The 17,863-nt window shown below is 35.2% G+C and carries 16 protein-coding genes and 1 other annotated feature; of the genes, 5 read left to right on the forward strand and 11 right to left on the reverse strand.

The window, feature by feature from the left end; all coding sequences use genetic code 11:
* Nucleotides 1–63 precede the first annotated feature (63 nt).
* On the forward strand, nucleotides 64–723 hold the full coding sequence (locus ACWZFG_RS10190; RefSeq protein WP_177503531.1) for an HAD family hydrolase: 660 nt from the start codon (nucleotides 64–66) through the stop codon (nucleotides 721–723).
* A gap of 49 nt (nucleotides 724–772) precedes the next feature.
* On the opposite strand, the gene ACWZFG_RS10195 is transcribed toward ACWZFG_RS10190, so the two are convergent.
* Together ACWZFG_RS10195 and serA are read right to left on the reverse strand one after the other, a co-directional pair.
* On the reverse strand, nucleotides 773–2,011 hold the full coding sequence (locus ACWZFG_RS10195) for an HD domain-containing protein (RefSeq protein WP_177503529.1): 1,239 nt from the start codon (nucleotides 2,009–2,011) through the stop codon (nucleotides 773–775).
* Between the two features lie 166 nt (nucleotides 2,012–2,177).
* The gene (serA, locus tag ACWZFG_RS10200; RefSeq protein ID WP_177503839.1) at nucleotides 2,178–3,761 is read right to left on the reverse strand and encodes a phosphoglycerate dehydrogenase; all 1,584 of its coding nucleotides are present in this window, start codon (nucleotides 3,759–3,761) and stop codon (nucleotides 2,178–2,180) included.
* Nucleotides 3,762–3,867: 106 nt separating this feature from the next.
* Nucleotides 3,868–4,070, reverse strand: a binding site (T-box leader).
* A 180-nt stretch (nucleotides 4,071–4,250) separates the two neighbouring features.
* Here serA and serC point away from each other — a divergent pair.
* Both serC and ACWZFG_RS10210 read left to right on the forward strand, forming a co-directional pair.
* A complete protein-coding gene (gene serC, locus ACWZFG_RS10205) occupies nucleotides 4,251–5,339 on the forward strand; it encodes a 3-phosphoserine/phosphohydroxythreonine transaminase (RefSeq protein WP_455577582.1) in 1,089 nt (362 codons plus the stop codon).
* 176 nt (nucleotides 5,340–5,515) lie between these two features.
* Nucleotides 5,516–6,355 carry a glucosaminidase domain-containing protein gene (locus ACWZFG_RS10210; protein ID WP_455577583.1) on the forward strand — a complete coding sequence of 280 codons (840 nt, stop codon included), beginning with the start codon at nucleotides 5,516–5,518 and terminating at the stop codon, nucleotides 6,353–6,355.
* 49 nt (nucleotides 6,356–6,404) lie between these two features.
* Here ACWZFG_RS10210 and ACWZFG_RS10215 read toward each other — a convergent pair whose 3' ends face one another.
* Nucleotides 6,405–6,626 (reverse strand): hypothetical protein, encoded by a 222-nt coding sequence (locus ACWZFG_RS10215; RefSeq protein WP_177503523.1) that lies wholly within the window; start codon nucleotides 6,624–6,626, stop codon nucleotides 6,405–6,407.
* A gap of 837 nt (nucleotides 6,627–7,463) precedes the next feature.
* Entirely contained in the window at nucleotides 7,464–8,003 is a 540-nt protein-coding gene (locus tag ACWZFG_RS10220; protein WP_177503521.1) for an isochorismatase family protein, read from the reverse strand.
* Between the two features lie 282 nt (nucleotides 8,004–8,285).
* Between ACWZFG_RS10220 and ACWZFG_RS10225 the strand changes: the two genes are divergently transcribed.
* Nucleotides 8,286–8,717: an AsnC family transcriptional regulator gene (locus ACWZFG_RS10225; RefSeq protein WP_177503519.1), complete on the forward strand. Its 432-nt coding sequence runs from the start codon at nucleotides 8,286–8,288 to the stop codon at nucleotides 8,715–8,717.
* Nucleotides 8,718–8,795: 78 nt separating this feature from the next.
* Here the strand turns inward: ACWZFG_RS10225 and ACWZFG_RS10230 are convergent, their stop codons facing one another.
* Nucleotides 8,796–10,403 (reverse strand): WG repeat-containing protein, encoded by a 1,608-nt coding sequence (locus ACWZFG_RS10230; RefSeq protein ID WP_455577584.1) that lies wholly within the window; start codon nucleotides 10,401–10,403, stop codon nucleotides 8,796–8,798.
* Nucleotides 10,404–10,584: 181 nt separating this feature from the next.
* Between ACWZFG_RS10230 and ACWZFG_RS10235 the strand changes: the two genes are divergently transcribed.
* A complete protein-coding gene (locus ACWZFG_RS10235) occupies nucleotides 10,585–10,953 on the forward strand; it encodes a hypothetical protein (RefSeq protein WP_418626596.1) in 369 nt (122 codons plus the stop codon).
* A gap of 100 nt (nucleotides 10,954–11,053) precedes the next feature.
* On the opposite strand, the gene ACWZFG_RS10240 is transcribed toward ACWZFG_RS10235, so the two are convergent.
* The 6 genes from ACWZFG_RS10240 to ACWZFG_RS10265 all read right to left on the reverse strand — a co-directional run.
* A complete protein-coding gene (locus ACWZFG_RS10240; protein ID WP_455577585.1) occupies nucleotides 11,054–11,236 on the reverse strand; it encodes a hypothetical protein in 183 nt (60 codons plus the stop codon).
* Between the two features lie 776 nt (nucleotides 11,237–12,012).
* A complete protein-coding gene (locus tag ACWZFG_RS10245) occupies nucleotides 12,013–12,255 on the reverse strand; it encodes a hypothetical protein (protein WP_455577586.1) in 243 nt (80 codons plus the stop codon).
* A gap of 1 nt (nucleotide 12,256) precedes the next feature.
* Nucleotides 12,257–13,408 (reverse strand): TNT domain-containing protein, encoded by a 1,152-nt coding sequence (locus ACWZFG_RS10250; protein WP_455577587.1) that lies wholly within the window; start codon nucleotides 13,406–13,408, stop codon nucleotides 12,257–12,259.
* Between the two features lie 171 nt (nucleotides 13,409–13,579).
* A complete protein-coding gene (locus ACWZFG_RS10255; protein WP_455577593.1) occupies nucleotides 13,580–14,611 on the reverse strand; it encodes a hemagglutinin repeat-containing protein in 1,032 nt (343 codons plus the stop codon).
* Between the two features lie 228 nt (nucleotides 14,612–14,839).
* Entirely contained in the window at nucleotides 14,840–15,196 is a 357-nt protein-coding gene (locus ACWZFG_RS10260; protein ID WP_455577588.1) for a hypothetical protein, read from the reverse strand.
* Nucleotides 15,196–17,863: hemagglutinin repeat-containing protein (locus tag ACWZFG_RS10265; RefSeq protein ID WP_455577589.1), on the reverse strand; the 2,668-nt coding region annotated here is incomplete at its 5' end. The genes ACWZFG_RS10260 and ACWZFG_RS10265, both read right to left, overlap by 1 nt.

Raw genomic sequence — 17,863 nt, forward strand, 5'->3', positions numbered from 1 at the left:
GAACAACACTTTACAAAATCATATATAATAGAGATATAGTAAACATTCTGAGGAGGATATTCTATGAAAGCTGTTATTTTTGATATGGATGGAGTCATTGTCGACAGCGAGCCAATCTACAATAAAGTTCATGCAGATATGTTACGAGAATTCGGTATAACAGAGTTTCTCGATTGTCCCGAAGACTATACCGGAATGACAAGTATAGCCGTATTTACCAAGACAAGAGAATTATATCAATTAAAGCAGACCATAGCTGAAATAGCAGCCTATCAACGTGATATTATTATTCGAGAAATAAAAAAACTAGAGGATGAACCAATCGCCGGCATTCGAGAATTATTAGCAAGTTTAAAAAAACATAAAATAAAAACAGCGATTGCTTCATCATCAGAGCGATTATTTATAAATACTGTTGTTGATAAATTTGGACTACACAATTATTTCGATGTAATTGTCAGCGGAGACGATATTGAAAATAGTAAGCCTGCACCTGATATATTTCTCAAAGCTGCTCACCTATTATGCGTTGAACCAGCAAATTGCCTTGTCATTGAAGATTCAAAAAGTGGCACAATCGCTGCAAAAGCTGCAGCAATGAAATGTGTTGGATTTGCCAACCCAAACTCTGGGAAACAAGATTTAAGTCAAGCAGATAAAATCATTTCTTCGATTCATGAAATCAATATTCTTGAATATATAAAAACGTTGAATTTCAAATGAAATTCAACGTTTTTATATAATTTATTGATTTTTTCAGAAATTTTCACATTCAATTATTTTCAACCTGAGTTCTGAGCTGTTGATAAAGACGTAAACGCTCATTACGAACCCATGCCCCAATTTGATTTCCCGACAATCCTTGTGGCGCCGAATGCCCACATACCCGACTTAGCTTACCTAAATAAAATTCGTAATGGATTAAAAACTCTGGTAAGCTTCCATTATCCGCCCGAATTACGGCCGAAAAACCATCTGCACCAATCGGATTTTTTCCTAGCGCAATAATAAAATCAACAATTTTCCCATCATGTTTCATGACATTGACACGCATATGCTCTTTAATCACAAAATCCGCACATTTTATCCATAAACGCGGTAATGTCATTAGACAATTCCACTCACTTAAAACTTTTATGCCTTTTTTTTCATGTCCATAATGATGCGGCAACATAACCGCTGGCGTTACCCCTTTTCCAATATCATGTGCTAATGCGGCAAAACGAACCTCTACACGGTTGTTTTCCATGGCAACTCTATCTAAGACTTGCATAGTGTGCACAAACGCATCTCCCTCAGGATGATATTTCTTTGGTTGCGTTTTCCCAATAAGCGCATAAATATGTGGAAATGTCACATCCAATAATTCTGCATCTCGCAATGCAGAAAAAAATCTTGATGGGATATCTGTTTTCAGTGCTTTTTCTAACTCTCCTACCAATCGTTCTTTTGCTTCCAGTTGGATCTCCCTACGGCATTGTTTCATATACTCTATCGTTACATCATCAATAGCGAAACCAAATTGCGCTGCTTGGCGCGCAGCCCGAAGTGCTCTTACGGGATCATCGGTAAAATGCTTAGAAACAGCCCGAATTCGTTTCGCTTTGATATCCTCTGCGCCATGATATGGATCAATAATCTCTTCTGTCATTACATCATAGGCAATACTATTCATCGTAGAATCCCTACGATACAAATCTTCTTCTATTGTAATTTTAGAATCAAATACAATAGAAAACCCTCGATATCCATCACCAGATTTTATTTCACTTCGCGCAAAAGCAACTTCACATTTTTTCTCATCAACAGTAAGTAAATACACAGGAAAAGCTTTTCCTATACGAACTGCCTGTGGGAATGTCTGTACAAAAGACTCTTCACAGACTCCACATAAAGCATAATCTTTATCGTGTGCAGCTACCCCCCTTAATAAATCTCTCACCCAGCCGCCGACAATATAAAGTTTTCCCCCAAGCAGATGAACTTTTTCACAAAACTCTATTTCTTTCATTCTATTTCCTCATTAATAAAATTCATTATTTTCATTATACCTCATATGATAAAATCTATGAAAGATGGAGATAAAAAATACAAGTCTTTATTTTGAAGACTTGTATTTTTTATCTCTTAATTTTACTATTCATCTATTCCTATATTATATAGGAAGAAAACCTTCCTCAAACTACGTCAAAGTTGACTAATTTTGCATCAAAAATTCCTTGTATGCTAACAACCTCAGCAAGAACATCCGCTGAAATTTCATTATCAATAGTAAGTACCATAATATTTGTTCCTTTAATATCTGTTTTACCCACTTGCATACCAGAAATATTAATACCCGCAGCACCCATAATAGAACCAACTTTACCAATAACACCTGGGCAATTGATATGAGGGCAAATTAAGATTCTCGCATGGGGATCAACATCTACACGATGTTTATTAATTGTAACAATGCGAGCCTCTTCACCGAATAATGTCCCTTGTACTTCCACCGCATTTTTCGCAGCTTTTACACGTACCGTAATTAGATTTGCAAAATTATCTGCCTCTGCATTCTTAACGGATTTCACTTTAATATTGCGCTCTTTCGCAATACCAGGTGCATTTACATAGTTTACTGCATCCTGCAATATTGGGTTTAACATTCCTTTAACAACTGCAGTTGTAATCATTTTTGTATCTACTTTTGTAATTTCACCATTGTATTCTACTTCTACTTCAGAAATTGCACCTTCTGCTAAAGAACGAACTGTACATCCCATACGTTCTGCCAAGTCAAAGTAAGGTCTGATTGTTTTCATTACTTGAGCCGAAACAGGTGCCATATTTACCGCAGTTGAAACAGGTTCGCCGCGAAGTGCTGCTGCTACCCCATAAGCAACGTCAACTGCAACCCCGATTTGCGCTTCTACCGTAGATGCACCAAGGTGAGGTGTAAGTACAACTTTTTCTAGCCCTTGTAATGGATGATTTTCGCCCATAGGTTCACTCTCAAAAACGTCAATTGCGGCACCAGCTACAATACCGTCTTTTACAGCTTCAGCTAATGCAGCTTCTTCAATGATTCCACCACGTGCACAATTTACTAAACGAACGCCTTTTTTCATTTTTGCAAAAGTTTCTTTACCTATCATATGCTTTGTTTGTGCTGTAAGCGGCATATGTACTGTAATGAAATCTGCTTTTGTATAGATATCATCTAATGTACCGAGTTCAATGCCCATGTTTTGCGCTCTTTCTTCATTAACATATGGATCGTAACCAATAACGTCCATATCAAAAGCCAAGGCGCGTTTTGCAACACCGCTACCGATACGGCCTAAACCAATCACACCTAATGTTTTTCCACGAAGTTCAACACCGACATATTTTTTACGATTCCATTCACCTTTTTGTGTTGTTTCATTGGCAATTGGAATATTTCTCGCCATGGAAAGCATCATTGCCATCGTATGTTCTGTAGCTGCAATTGTATTACCTTCTGGCGCATTGAGAACAATAACACCTTTCGCTGTAGCAGCCTCGATGTTAATGTTATCTACACCAACACCAGCACGACCAACAACTTTAAGGTTCTTTGCTGCTGCAAATACTTCTTTTGTTACTTTAGATGCGCTACGCACGATTAACGCATCAAATTCAGGAATCATTTCCAGTAATTCTTCCGCAGTCAATTTTGGTTTTTCTACAATTTCAAACTCTTTACTTAAAATGTCTATCCCTTTTTGAGAAACTCCATCGGCAACTAAAACTTTCATCATGTTACAAAACTCTCCTTTTCTTATCTTAAAATCAAATTCCCTAGATTCCTTTGCTGGCACAGTCGGAATCTGGCATATATACAAAAAAGTTTCGCCCCAAATCAATTGGGGCGAAACTTTAATATTCCGCGGTACCACCCAAGTTAGCATAATATGCTTCCTCTAGTCCGCTATATCGGGCGAACCCCGTCTTAATTCATCATTAGATACTCTGGGGCGGAACAATCTACACCACTTACCGATTTGCACCAAACACCGGTTCTCTGAAAAGTAATCGCTAAATCGCTTCCCCATCATCGCATTTACAAATAGTCAATAAAATGACTGTTTTATTTTTTTATCATGTATTAGATTATATTTTATCCTCCGTCAAACGTCAAGTGTATTTTTCAAAAAAACATTTTTTATTTTTCCCTTGACGATTTTGCAAAAATAGCGTTAGAATATAACAAAAAATAAACAAGTTACCTGAGGAGGTATCCTGATTTGAATAATCGTATTTTTAATTTCAACGCTGGTCCAGCAGTTTTACCGCTTGAAGTTCTTCAAGAAGCACAGGCTGAATTATTAAACTTCCAAAATACAGGCATGTCCATTATGGAAATCAGTCACCGTTCCAAACCATATGAAGCTGTACATAATCAAGCAATTGCCGATATCAAAGAATTGATGAAACTTGGTGATGACTACGAAGTGTTGTTCATCCAAGGCGGCGCAAGTATGCAATTCGATATGATTCCAATGAACTTTTTAACAGCAGGAAAAATTGGGAACTACGTAGTTTCTGGCTCCTTTGCCAAAAAAGCCTTGAAAGAAGGAAAACTTTTTGGTGCAACACACATTGCCGCTTCCAGTGAAGAAGCAAATTTCACTTATATTCCAAAACAAGAAGATATCAAATTAAGCGATAACGCAGCTTATCTTCATATCTGCTATAACAATACAATTTTTGGTACGGAATGGAAATACGTTCCTGAAACAAACGACGTTCCATTAATTGCAGATATGTCCTCTGATATGCTTTCTCGTCCGGTTGATTTTTCAAAATTCTCCATGATTTATGCAGGTGCACAAAAAAATCTTGGACCTTCCGGTGTTTGTTTAGTTGTAATTCGTAAATCAATGATTGAAAACTTGCCAGAAAATATTGCAGCAATGCTTCGTTATGATACTTATGCAAAAAATAATTCCCTTTATAACACACCTCCAGCATTTGGTATCTATATGCTTGGCAAAGTAGTTCGCTGGATTAAAAACAACGGCGGCCTTGAAGTTATGGCAAAACGCAATGCAGAAAAAGCTGCTATTATTTACGATGCTATCGATAACAGCAATGGGTTCTATCGCGGACATGCGCAAAAAGAGAGCCGCTCTTTCATGAATGCTACCTTCCGCTTACCAACTGAAGAATTAGAAAAACAATTTATTTCCGAAGCGACTGAAAAAGGTCTAGGCGGTTTGAAAGGTCATCGTTCCGTAGGCGGGCTTCGCGCTTCTATTTACAATGCAATGCCAAAAGCCGGCTGTCAAGCATTAGTTGATTTCATGGTAGAATTTCAGCGTAAAAACAGCTAATTGATCATTACATTACTAAAAATATAAATTAGGCCTCTATGCAAGTTTGAAATCTCTCTTTTCCTGCCTAAAGGTCTTTTTATTCGACTTTATTTATTATTTTTTATATAATTAATTTAAACTACTCTTTTTCATATCCTGATTACACCTAACCCTTAAACTTAAAAGATAAGGCGGTGATCACCATAAACATACTATTTAAAAATTATTTACTTTACATAATATCATTATGCCTAGTAATTTTATTTATATTTAGTATATTTTTTTATGCCATAGTTTCATCGCCTTATATAGGTATAACCTCAGTAGAAGAAAATCTTCAAATTACAAATAATAAAATTGCGACTCTTACCGTTGAACTTAGAAGTTTAGAAAAGCAAATCCAAAAAAAGAAAAATTCTCTGACCAATTTATACGTAGATTTTTTTGGTGCGTGCGGCAAACTGACTATCCAGACAATCGTCACCCCAGAAAGCACACGTCTTCGATTTTGTGATGCTGAATTAAACTCAAAAATCTATCGTGCTAAGCCAAAAACTAGTCGAACTTACCAACGTTACTCACCAGAAACCTTTGATATTACTTTCCTCTCAGCAATAACCGCATTTGAATTAAACTATGTTTTGAAAAATACTCCTATGCAAGGATTAGGAGAGTCGTTCATTAATGCCGAATTAGATACGGGAATCAATGCTGTTTTCTTAGCTGCAATTGCAATTCACGAATCAAACTGGGGAAAATCCACACTAGCCACAGAGCGTAATAATTTATTTGGCTTTGCAGCTTATACAAGTACTCCTGAAAATGCAATCGCCTTTGCCTCTAAAGAAGACGCTATTGCTTATGTCGCACAATTTCTACGCACACATTATATCGACGGAGACTACTATCGCGGTCACACGATTCGTGATATAAATGAACTTTACGCCGCTGATAAAAACTGGTCAATACAAATATTTTCTACAATGCAAAAAATAGATGAAATATTGCAAAATAACGATTTCTCAACTATATAAAAACTACATCCAGCGAATTTTCTATCTCCACTGAATGTAGCCATATAATCTATTCAGCAACAATTTCACACTTGTTAGTGAAATAGTGCGGAATGATATAGTATGGAATTGCCAAACCCACTAATACACCGAGCCAAAACGAAAAAGTATTTCCCATCAAAAGAACAAAAGCTAATAGTAAAACCACAACCCACAAAATCCAATTATCACAATATTCATCAATTGTAAATCGAACAATTTCTTCTATTTTAGACCGCTCCATATCAGACATATCGTTCACCTCCTATATTACATAATATGTTTCAAAATGTAATTTGTCCCCTACCCCAAGTATTCTAGCCTTAAATATAAAAAATAATTTTAGCAACTACCTCTTCTTCTTTTTCAATTTTAATTAGCAAATTTAATCGAAAATCAGCGAAAAAATTTATAAATTTAAAATAATCTGAATATTGAAATAAATTTTCGGTTATGCTATAATAAAGCCATAAGGAATAGGAAATCTTCATACAGAAGGGAAGTGAGGTTTATCGAATACATGACCGAACAAATCATCCCAACATAAGCTTAACGTCACGGTGCAAACAAATTGTTTGAAAGATCTTACTCGTTGCCTATGTAGAGATGCAATCCCGACGGATGTATACTCTTGGTGAGAGAAGATACTGATACGGCACAGAAGAGGACGGTAAGTATTCGTGTAAGGTGAATCCGTTTACCCCTAAAAGAACGCATTGATTGCAACAATGCGCAACAAAGATTCCTGTTCTGAATGTCATGACATGAATGGCTACCCATTTAGATTCTACTTGTATGTTTCTCTATATAGTTTAGTTAGCGACAATGGCTCATCTGCCGTGCGCTCGCGCCTGTAAATAATATTTTTTAGTTAGGCTAGCTATAGAAATAAACAGTATGAGGTCTCTGATGAAAAGGAGTCCAGACAAGTGAATATCGGACAACAAAATAATGAATGAGGTATAGTAACCCAATGTCAAACTATAGGTACAGCTAGAGGGCAAACATCGAAAGTAGTGATGTTTTATCCTCTAGCTGTTTTATTTATGTTTTGAAAAATATTTTATTATAATGCACTTTTTAAGAATACCTATTTTACTATTTCTTTTGTTGAAACAACCTGTGAAAAAGTAGCTAATACAGAAGTCATCACCCCATGTATTTCTTTTTCTGTATATATCATATCCGCCTTTGCATTTGAACTATCATGAACAAAATAAAACTTATACCCTTTATGATACCCTTCTATAATTGTTGAAAGTACACACATCCTTGAATTGTAGCCAACAACAAAAATTTTTTCCGATTTATATTTTTCTAAAAACTCCGTAAACTCTTTATTTGAAAAGCAAGAATAATTATTTTTTTCAAATTCAGTTTCTGTTTTCAAGGGAATAAATTCATCTATATATTCTGCATACTTATTCCCTTTTAAAAAAACTTCTGTATTTTTGAATTCTAAATCATTGTAATGTTTTACGTGAATAATTGTCCATTTATTTTTCCTAGCATGACGTAAAATACTTTGTGCATTTCCCAAACTTTCCTCAATCTCCTTGATATAAAACGAACGTCCTTTGGTATTATATTCTCTTTGAAAATCAATAAGCAATAAAACATTATTATCCATAATAATAAATCCCCTTTCAAAATACACCTCTAAATTTATTTATATAGAGATACATCAACATTGCAAAAAGAGCTAAAAACTCTTATGATTTTATATAGGTAAGGTATGACTTGATTCAAGTGCATTTTTAACCCTATCTAAATCTTAGTTCATAACTAAATCGTGATCACATCTAAAGTTTAGCATTTTGCTATTTTTTTAGAGAAAGATTATCTAAGATAATCCTTTATTTATCAAAGTTTTTAAGAAAAAAAAAATAATTTAAAAAGGTTGTGGATAAAGATGAATGATAAAACCATAAACCTAGATTCTACGGATATCAAAATCATTGATTGTCTAAAAATGAATTCTAGAATGCAATTAAAAGACATTTCAGAACTAGTTCATCTATCCGCTCCTGCGGTGGCAGCTAGAATTGATAAACTAGAATCAACAGGCATCATCAAACATTTTACTATTGAGATTGATGAATCAAAACTAAATAATTCAATACAATGTTTTATTATTCTCTTTATGAAAAACCTCGACCACCTCGGCTTGCAAAAACTAATCAAATCCCATGACACAATAAAAGAAGCCCATAAAATAAGCGGTCATGGCTGCTATCTATTAAAAGTACATGCAAAAAACCAAGAGGAACTCAATGGTCTACTAGATCAACTTTCCCTTTATGGGACGTATCAACTTAATATTTCTATTAGTAAAATTAAATAACTGTAAATTGTATTTAATTTTATAAAAAGAGGTTATGATTAGCGATTAAACTCGCTAATCATAACCTCTTTTTGTCGTTTACCTTTTCAAGAAATCTGTAACAGAATCATATTTTGCTTCAATTACCTTGTCGCCTTGATGATTCATATAACCCCATTTTTTATTTTCTTTAAATTGAATCAAACCATTTTTAGAATATGTCATATCTTCAATCGCTGTATTTTCTGACATTATTGTATTACCTGCTGTATCAAGAATAACCCAGGCATTATTTATCTTTGCAGTAGTCACCCCTTCAGAAAATCCATTAATGGCATTGTATTTTAAACGAACAATCTGAGTTCCCTCTTTATTAATACATGCCCATTTGTCCAGTACCTTAACTGCTGCAAGCCCTTCGCTAAAATCAGAAACCATATCATATTTAAAAGGAATTACTTCATTTCCCTTTAAGTCTACATATCCCCATTTTTTATCCTTACCTGCCCCTACTACACCCTCGGAAAACCCTAATATCGCATCATATTGGGCAGGAATTATATATTCTCCTTTTATATTCATATAGCCACTTTTTCCATCAGTAACTACTCGCACTATACCCTCATGAAATTTATCCACCTGATCATTCTTTGTTGATACAACAAAATCGCCCTTTTTATCTATATACCCGCGTTTTTGTTTCTGCGTTGTTAAATCATTTTGGTCAATTTCAATTCTTCTTACACTAGTATTAGGTGCTGGATGATCAACGATACTTCCCATTGCTGCAGTCAGTAAAAAACCGCCCCAACAAAACTTGCTTACCTTTTTCCTAACCTCAGCAATTTCACCATTAAAAGGATATACTTCATCAAAATCTGCCTCGCAAAGCAGTTCACCTTTTTTATCTATATATTTATATTTTCCACCATCTTTTATCGTTGCAATCCCATCATCAAAGTTATAAATCCATTCACTGAATTGTGGTTTTATTACCATTTTACCCTCTTTATTAATAACACCCCACTTACCATTTTCTCTAACAGCTGCTAGCCCTTCACTAAAACGATTCGCGGACTTATATTGATAAGGAATGACTATTTCACCTTTTTTATTTATGTAGCCATATTTATCATCTTGTGAAACCAACGCTAAACCATTATAAAAAAAAGAAGCATTCTTATATGTTCCCTCAAAAGCTTTTTGACCAGTTTTATTATAATACTGCCAATTTTTATTTTTCTTTAAAAGAAATAGGTCATCCTTAAAACCTACAAAATCGTCAAATTCAAAAGGAATTACCAGCTGCCCCAGCGTATCAAAATAACCGTATTTCCCTTTGAGTTTTGCCCAAATCATTCCCCCCTCTATATCACCCAACTCATCGTAAATTGCTGGAATAATTTCTTTTCCTGTCTTATTATAATATCCATACTTACCGTTCAATTTAACTTTTGCTATTCCAGATGAAAAATCGCCCACATCATTAAAAACAATTGGGATAATGGACCTTCCCGTTTGGTCAATGTAGCCCCATTTACCATTTTCCTTAACTTTTGCAAGGAAAATTTCATTATTAGTTGACTGCTGAACTATATTTTCTCCATTCTCAGTTGCGAAGCTAACTTCTGGATAAAACATTAAACAGCCTAATGCAACAACACCTAATAAAAACTTAATCCCCTGATTCCAAAATAACAACCCCATCACTCCAAATCCATTTTATTGAAAAACATATCATTATTGACCATATCATGAAATTACAAAAAAGTCCATAAATATAATTAAATTTACTTTTTTAAAATATTTTCCCTTTAATTCTATGTTATAATATGGTATTATTGTAATTATCGGGTAGTTAATATTTTTTATAGAGGATGTGTTTTTTATGATTACTTTAAAAAATCAACGTACTGGACTTGTAAAACAATGTCCTACAGGATACTCTTGGACAACCTTTTTATTCGGAATCTTCGTCCCATTAATTCGTGGAGATATCAAATGGGCAGCAATTTTATTTTTGATTTCTTTATTTACAGCATTATGTACGGCAGGATTTGGTGCTCTATTTGTCGGCCCAATTTTTGCATATTTTTATAATAAGATTTTTATTAAATCAATGATTGAAAAGGGATATTCTTACTCAGATGAAGCAACCAAATCGTACCTTATTCAAAATAGTATTGTCTGTGCAGAACCTATCCCCTCACTTAATCTTAACAATGTACCTCAAGAAACTAATCTATCTGATAACTAATTCATAATAAAGACTCTAACTTTAACAAAAAAGATAAAGGAATACAAAGGTTACGGTTCTTTTTGTCTATCACTTCGTTAATATATTTATTTTATCTTTATTAATACCTGTTATTTCTGATAGCTTTCTTAGTGGTATAATTGCTTTCTACCTTAAATATTTTTAATTTTTCTTCTAATGTTCTTTCTTTTTTATCAAGCCCGTTCCATAATTTTATTGCTTGTTTTTCTTCCATCCTATTTTCCTTTGCATCTATATCAATAAATATATCATTTTCATCCATATCAGTAAATTTTTTAAATTCTTTTATTGATTCGATTTTATTTTCTCCTAGTATTCCTAATATTAGCTCTTTTTTTATATATGCTTTATAACTGCTCCATTTATATTGTCCTGCTTTTTACTATCCCTGCTTTTACAGGTTTTTTATATGGGACACTAAGTATGGACACTAAGGACACTAAGAAGGACACTAAGGGACGTTCCTTTTCCGTCAACTTATTACTACTATTCTTGTTTCACGCGACAGTTTTATCACCTCGTGCTTCAAGTGTATCATCTTGTTGTCAAAAAAGGAACGTCCCTTCTGTCTCTCCAAAAGAATGTGGTGGGATATATTGTGGTAGTTGTATGGGCAATGGTTATGGGGGGAGTTGTCCATTTTGTAGTAGTAATGAGTCTAAGTCCTTCTGATTCACCCTGAGTGATTTTTTATTATCATTTATAGGAAAATATTTATATATCAGTTTAATATGGTTAGAAGTCACTGAGATAAAAACAGAGGTTAACGGATTTTTTACGTCCGCTAACCTCATTGTTTTTATTCAGTTCCTTCCTCTCAAATCAAAGCGTCAGCAGAGGCAATTGCATCATTGATGCTACCGACGGTACTGCCGCTACGCTAGGAGCTTTCTGGGTGACTAACTACAGAATTAAGATTATGCGATCAGTTTAGGAATAAAATATATTGTCATCTACATCATGTAATTAAAGAAATTCTATTTTTATTTCCCTAAACAAGTTTTTTTGTCGTAAGATGATTAAAGTTTTGAAGCGAGGTTATATTAGCCCCATACTCTTCGAAGTTTTATATACCATATCATAGAAATAATCACACGCGTCGTCCTCATTATCGAATTTTTTTAAGCCTGTTTTGTTTCCTCGCTCACTATAATACACTTCCCACTTTCCATTTACCTCCGATAAACAAAATTTCTCATTTGGTAATCCGCCGTTAAGTGAGTACATATCTGGTCTAATATTCATCGTTATTAATTTTCGTTTTAATTCCGTTTCTTTCAATTTATGGTTCCACCTTTCTGATATATCCCCCATCTAAGAGTTCTTGAATTGTCTTGCCTAGCTTTAACTGAATACCACCACCAGGCTGATTAAACCAAGGTGCTATTTCTCCACCTAAAGCATCTATTGGTTTCACTACTTCGTAGACATTATACGGTTTCGCTTCAGTTCCAGGAACTAAGGCACGCATCTCATAAGATGTTCCTTGTGGCGAAACATAGCTTCCACTTTCATAGCCATATCTATCAATTTTTGCTCCTGGTTGCAAGGTTACATTTTTTGGTGTACCGACAAAACCATCATTTTTAGACCAATTAATATTACCAGCACTATCAATCCATCCCGTATTCTTAGCCGACAGAGCAGCCTCTTGTGCAGCTGCACGTTCTGCATTAGTAGCTGCTAACTTTGATGTCTCTTGAGCTGTAAAACGACCAATTCTAAGTTCACCTTTACTCGACCCCTCTATTCTTTCTGCTGTTATTATTACTGTCTCTAAAGTAAATTCCGATGATTTTTCTACTTTACTTAGTTTTGCTACTTTTGTTAATAATTTTGGATTTACCGCTAGTTTTTCTGGTTCTGCTACTGTACTCGCAATAAAATAGGTTACTTCTCCTGCTAACATACCAATTCGATAGTCATAGGTGTTTTCATCTATCATTCCATTGATATATTCATTTTCAATAGTATCGTATTTATTTACCCAGTCTCCACCTATTGCATTACCTATTTCTGCAAATATAGCCCCAAATCCTTGCTCTTTCCCTAAATCATATATTGCATTTGCTGTATCTTTTAAATTTTCTATTGTTTCTTGATAATTGACTATAAAATCAATTAGCCCTTTTGCATCTTCTTCTACTCCATTTAATATGCCTTTTGTAATTCCAGTTATCTTATGGGCTAGGTCGTTATTTACTGTTCCCGATAGTGCCGTAGATGCTCCAACTTGAGCATTGCCTCCTACAACTTTTGCGGCTGCTCCTCCAATAATTACACTTGCCCATTGTTGCGCATCTGGAGATAAATCTTTTACTAAATTTCTACTGATTTCTGCACTTGCTGCTCCAGTTGCACCTGTGGTAAATGAACCTCCTCCTAATTGGGCTGCTAGTCCTCCTACTAAAGCATGAATCGCTGTAATATTCACTCCGCCTTCACACCATGAGGCTAATTGATCATTTTTTTGCTTATATTGTTGTGCTAATTTTTCTTCTTTTTCTATGTTTCCTGCAACATGGTCTTTTTCTGCTAATATTTTTGTTAGCTCAGCTTCATCTTGTTTTTTTCTAGCTAGGTCTCCTACTGCTTCAAATGCAATTTACCCAAATAAATTAGCTAGTTCTTGTTGTTCTTCTACTTTTTTCTTGTCGAATATCTTTCCTAGTTCGTTTAGTGCATTTTGGGTGTCTCTGCTTAGTCCACTTAGGTCTTGGTTTGGATTGCTCCTTATTTCTATTGTTCCTTCTGCTATTGCGGATTTTGTTGTGGAGTCTGCTTCTCCTTTGGCTGGTGTTCCTATATTTGGGGTGATTCCTTTTTCGTTTAGTTTTGCATTTTTGTCTGTATTTATATTAACCCCTATACTATTTGCACTATATTCTGCTTTATTTTCTATATCTGAGTAGGTTAGCGTATCTGTTGATAATTTATTTTTATCTGGCGTAGCTTCACTTGCTATTACCGCTCCTTTTAGGTCGGTGTTTTTGCTTACTTCGATGTCAAAACCACCTTGTCCTGCGTGGATACCGGCTTGGTCTGTTACGCTTTCGTAGTTGGAGTTGGTTTTGCCTTGGCTTGCGGAGCCATTTATGCTTCCTGCACTTATGCTGATGCTTGCTGATTTGTTCTTTTCGTCATAGGTTTCTTTGTCTTGGAGGCTTTCGATCTTTAGGTTATTACCTACTTCCATTTTTACGGTATCGCCTTCAAGTTTACTGCCTATGATATTGGTGTCTTGTCCGGATTTTGTGGTGAGTGTGTCTTTTGCTGTGATTGTGCTTTGGTTATAGGTTTCTGCGTTTTCTTTGATTTTCCCTGTTGCTTTGCTTGCACTTACACCTATAGCTCCAATACTTCCATCACCTAGGTTTATACTTACGCCTATACTAGCTGAACTGCTTTTACTGTCGGTATTGCTGGTATTTTTGTTTGCACTTGCTTGGATATCTAGGTTGCCTTTTGCTTCTAGGGTTATATTTTCTCCTGTTATTTCGCTTCCTTTAACTTTGATATCTCCAGCTGTGGCTTTTATATTTACGTTTTCTCCTGCTGATATTGTGCTTGCTTGTGCTAGTGTTGTATGACTTTGTGATTGGCTTTCGGATTTACTTGTTCCTAGGCTGATATTAATTGATAAGTCACTTTTTTCTGGTGGCTTTTTCGGTTCATTCGCTTGTTCTCCCGTAGCCGTAGGATTATTATTGGTGGTTTGCGTTTGATCGTTTACTTCGGTTCCTTGTTTTGCTTAAAACTTTACCATGAAAAACTGCCCCTATAAATTAGATTTTAATCTAATCTATAGGGGCAGTTCATAGTCTGCTATTTTCTCGTATTTTTTACTTAGATATTAAGTTTAAAACTATCTCGGATGATATGGAAACCCTAATAATGTGCTAAAATCCATTTGATAATTTTCTGTTAGATATTTTACTGTCATCATTACTCCAATTAATATTATAGATGCTATTATTTCCCAAAAAGCAGTATTTAAAAGCCCCTCAAAATAACTAATTTTTTTTTTCTTATATAAATATACATTATATAAAACACTTCCAATAGCAATTGAGGCTATTAATGTAATAATTGTGAACGGTTGATATTGATAGATACTATCTCTATTATGCATTTCTCCAAACAAAAAACCAATATAAGCAACTACACCACCCAAAAGAAGAAAATGCCATCTTTTATTTAAACTTTGAAAAAAATTTATCACTATTTATTTCCCCCCATATTTTCTTTTATTGAACTTAATGCATCATTCATTCCAAATGTATCAAGTGCAAGTCCTCCTAACGTTGTTCCTGTAACTAATTCTGGATTTACAACAAGACGATTAACTACAATATTATTTTCCGTCCATTTAGAAACTTCTAAACCTTTCTTATCTATCCCTACATATGTCCATGTATTTTTACCTTTATCTACTGCAACATATCCTAATAGGTTTTTACTGGTATATACAGTTTCTGCTGTCAACTTTCCGATTCCTGCCCCTACTCCATATACACCCAATAATAATTGGGAACCATCATATACACGCTTCCCATATTCAGGCGATATTACCACTGCCGCATTTTTTACATAATTCCATTGACGATTGCCTCCTGTAAATTGGTTCAAAATTCTACCAAATCCTTCTGACATATTTGCAACTCCATCAGCTGCTAACCCAACACCTGCAATTGTACCTACCCCAAGTGTTCCACCTATTAGCATTCCCCCAGAATATGCTTCACTACCACCACCTGTCATTTGCACTACGCCTTTAAAGACCTCACCATAATCAGTTGTTGTTACTTCATGATTTGTTGTCCACCATGTACCATTTTCATCTTGTACATAGTTTCCTCCATCTTGTCCTTTTACTACTTTCCCTCCTTGTTCTGCTAGTTGGTCACCTTTTGCCGGAATCCCCCAAATTGTATAGTCTCCATCTTCTAATCTTACAAAATATCTTCCTGTTGCTGGGTCTAGTTGTTTTTCAGCTAGTCCGAATTTATATGCATAATCTCCTGGGCTTTCTTGTTTTAATACGTCTAGTTTATTTACTTCTTTATAATATTCATAATACTGGTTTATTTTACTTTGGTCTATGCCTAATTGTTCTGCTAATTTTGCTAGGTTATAATTTAACCCTCCTGAACTAATTTCGTATCCTTTGTTCCCCCCTGCATCTGAATATCCTATATGTAGCCCATCTAAATAGTCATAGAGTTCCCTTATAATCGCTTCTCCTTCTTCGGGTTCTCCATATACGTCTATATTTGCTTTACTTAATGCTAATGCTTTCGCTATCACTTCTAGCTTTTCTTTATCTGTTTTAGCGTTTCGCATATCTCTTTTTAGGGCTTCTTGCTGCGTTGTATTGAGCCAATTATTTTTCGTTGCACTTGCAGCTATACTTGCTCCTGTATTTGACTTTCCTCCTGTCATCTGCGCTACTGTTTTTCCTAGTATTGCACTTGCCATTTGTTGTAGCTCTACTGGTAGTTTTCCTATTTCTTTTATTAAAGCTTCATTTACAGCCGCACTTATTGCTCCTGTTTTTCCATCTCCTCCACCTAGCTCCGCCATGAATTTTCCGACAAATGCATGGAGTGCTATTTTTCCTATACTTCCATCATCCCAACCAAATTTATTTCCTAATTTATGCACTTCTTCAAATGCAATTTGTCCAAATAGTTGTGCTAGTTCTTGTTGTTCGGCGACTGTTTTTCTATCAAAAATTTTTTCTAATGCATTTAGTGAATTTTGAGTATCTCTACTTAGCCCAGTTAAATCTTGGTCTGGATTGCTTCTGATTTCTACTGTTCCTTGTGCTATTGCGGATTTTGTTGTGGAATCTGCTTCATCACTTGAAGTTACTCCGATATTTGGCGTAATTCCTTTGTCTTTATCTTTTGCATTTGGTCTCGTATCTACATTAATTCCACTACTACTTGAACTATATTCCGCCTTATTCTCAATATCAGAATAAGTCAGCGTATCCGTGCTAAGCTTATTTTTGCTAGCATCGGCTTCGCTTGCTATGACTGCACCTTTTAAATCGGTGTTTTTGCCTACTTCAATATCGAAGCCACCTTTGCCTGCGTAGATTCCGGCTTGGTCGGTTACGCTTTCGTAGGTGGAGTTGGTATTGCCTTTATTTTTACCGCCTGTGATTCCTGCATTTTGAAATTGGTTTTTCCCTGTATCTGCATTTACTTTTATGTCTGCACTAAAGTTAAAACCACTACTACTGTTCTTTTCATCATAGATTTCTTTGTCTTGAAGGCTTTCGATGTTTAAGTCTTTACCGACTTCCATTTTTACACTGTTGCCTTCAAGCTTACTGCCGATGATGTTGGTGTCTTGTCCGGATTTTGTGGTGAGTGTGTCTTTTGCTGTGATTGTGCTTGCTACGTGTGTTTCTGCGTTTTCTTTTACTTCGCCGTTGGCTTTGTTATAGCCTGCATTGATTCCACTTATTCCGCTAAAGTCTATACTTACACCAATGCTTGCGGAGCTACTGGAGTTTTCTCCTTTGCCTACATTTTTATTTGTTCCTGCTATGACGTTGATATTTTCTTTAGCGTCTAGATTTACATTTTCACCTGTGATTTCACTGCCTTTGAGGGTGATATCTTTTTCGGTGGCTTTGACGTTTACGTCACCGGTTGCATAGAGATTACTGCCTTGATTTAATTCGGTTTCACTTTTATAACTGCTTTCGGATTTGCTTGTTCCTAGGCTTACGTTAAGCTGTAGGTTCGAGCTTTTCGGATTGTCAATATTTTTTATGCCTTCTAAAGCACCTTTATTTTCTTTTAGTGTTTCATAGGCTTTGTATTGATAAAGCTGTTTTAGGCGTTCATCTTCTACTTGGTCTGCTCGCTTTAGT

The sequence above is a fragment of the Anaerosinus sp. genome (assembly GCF_965318445.1).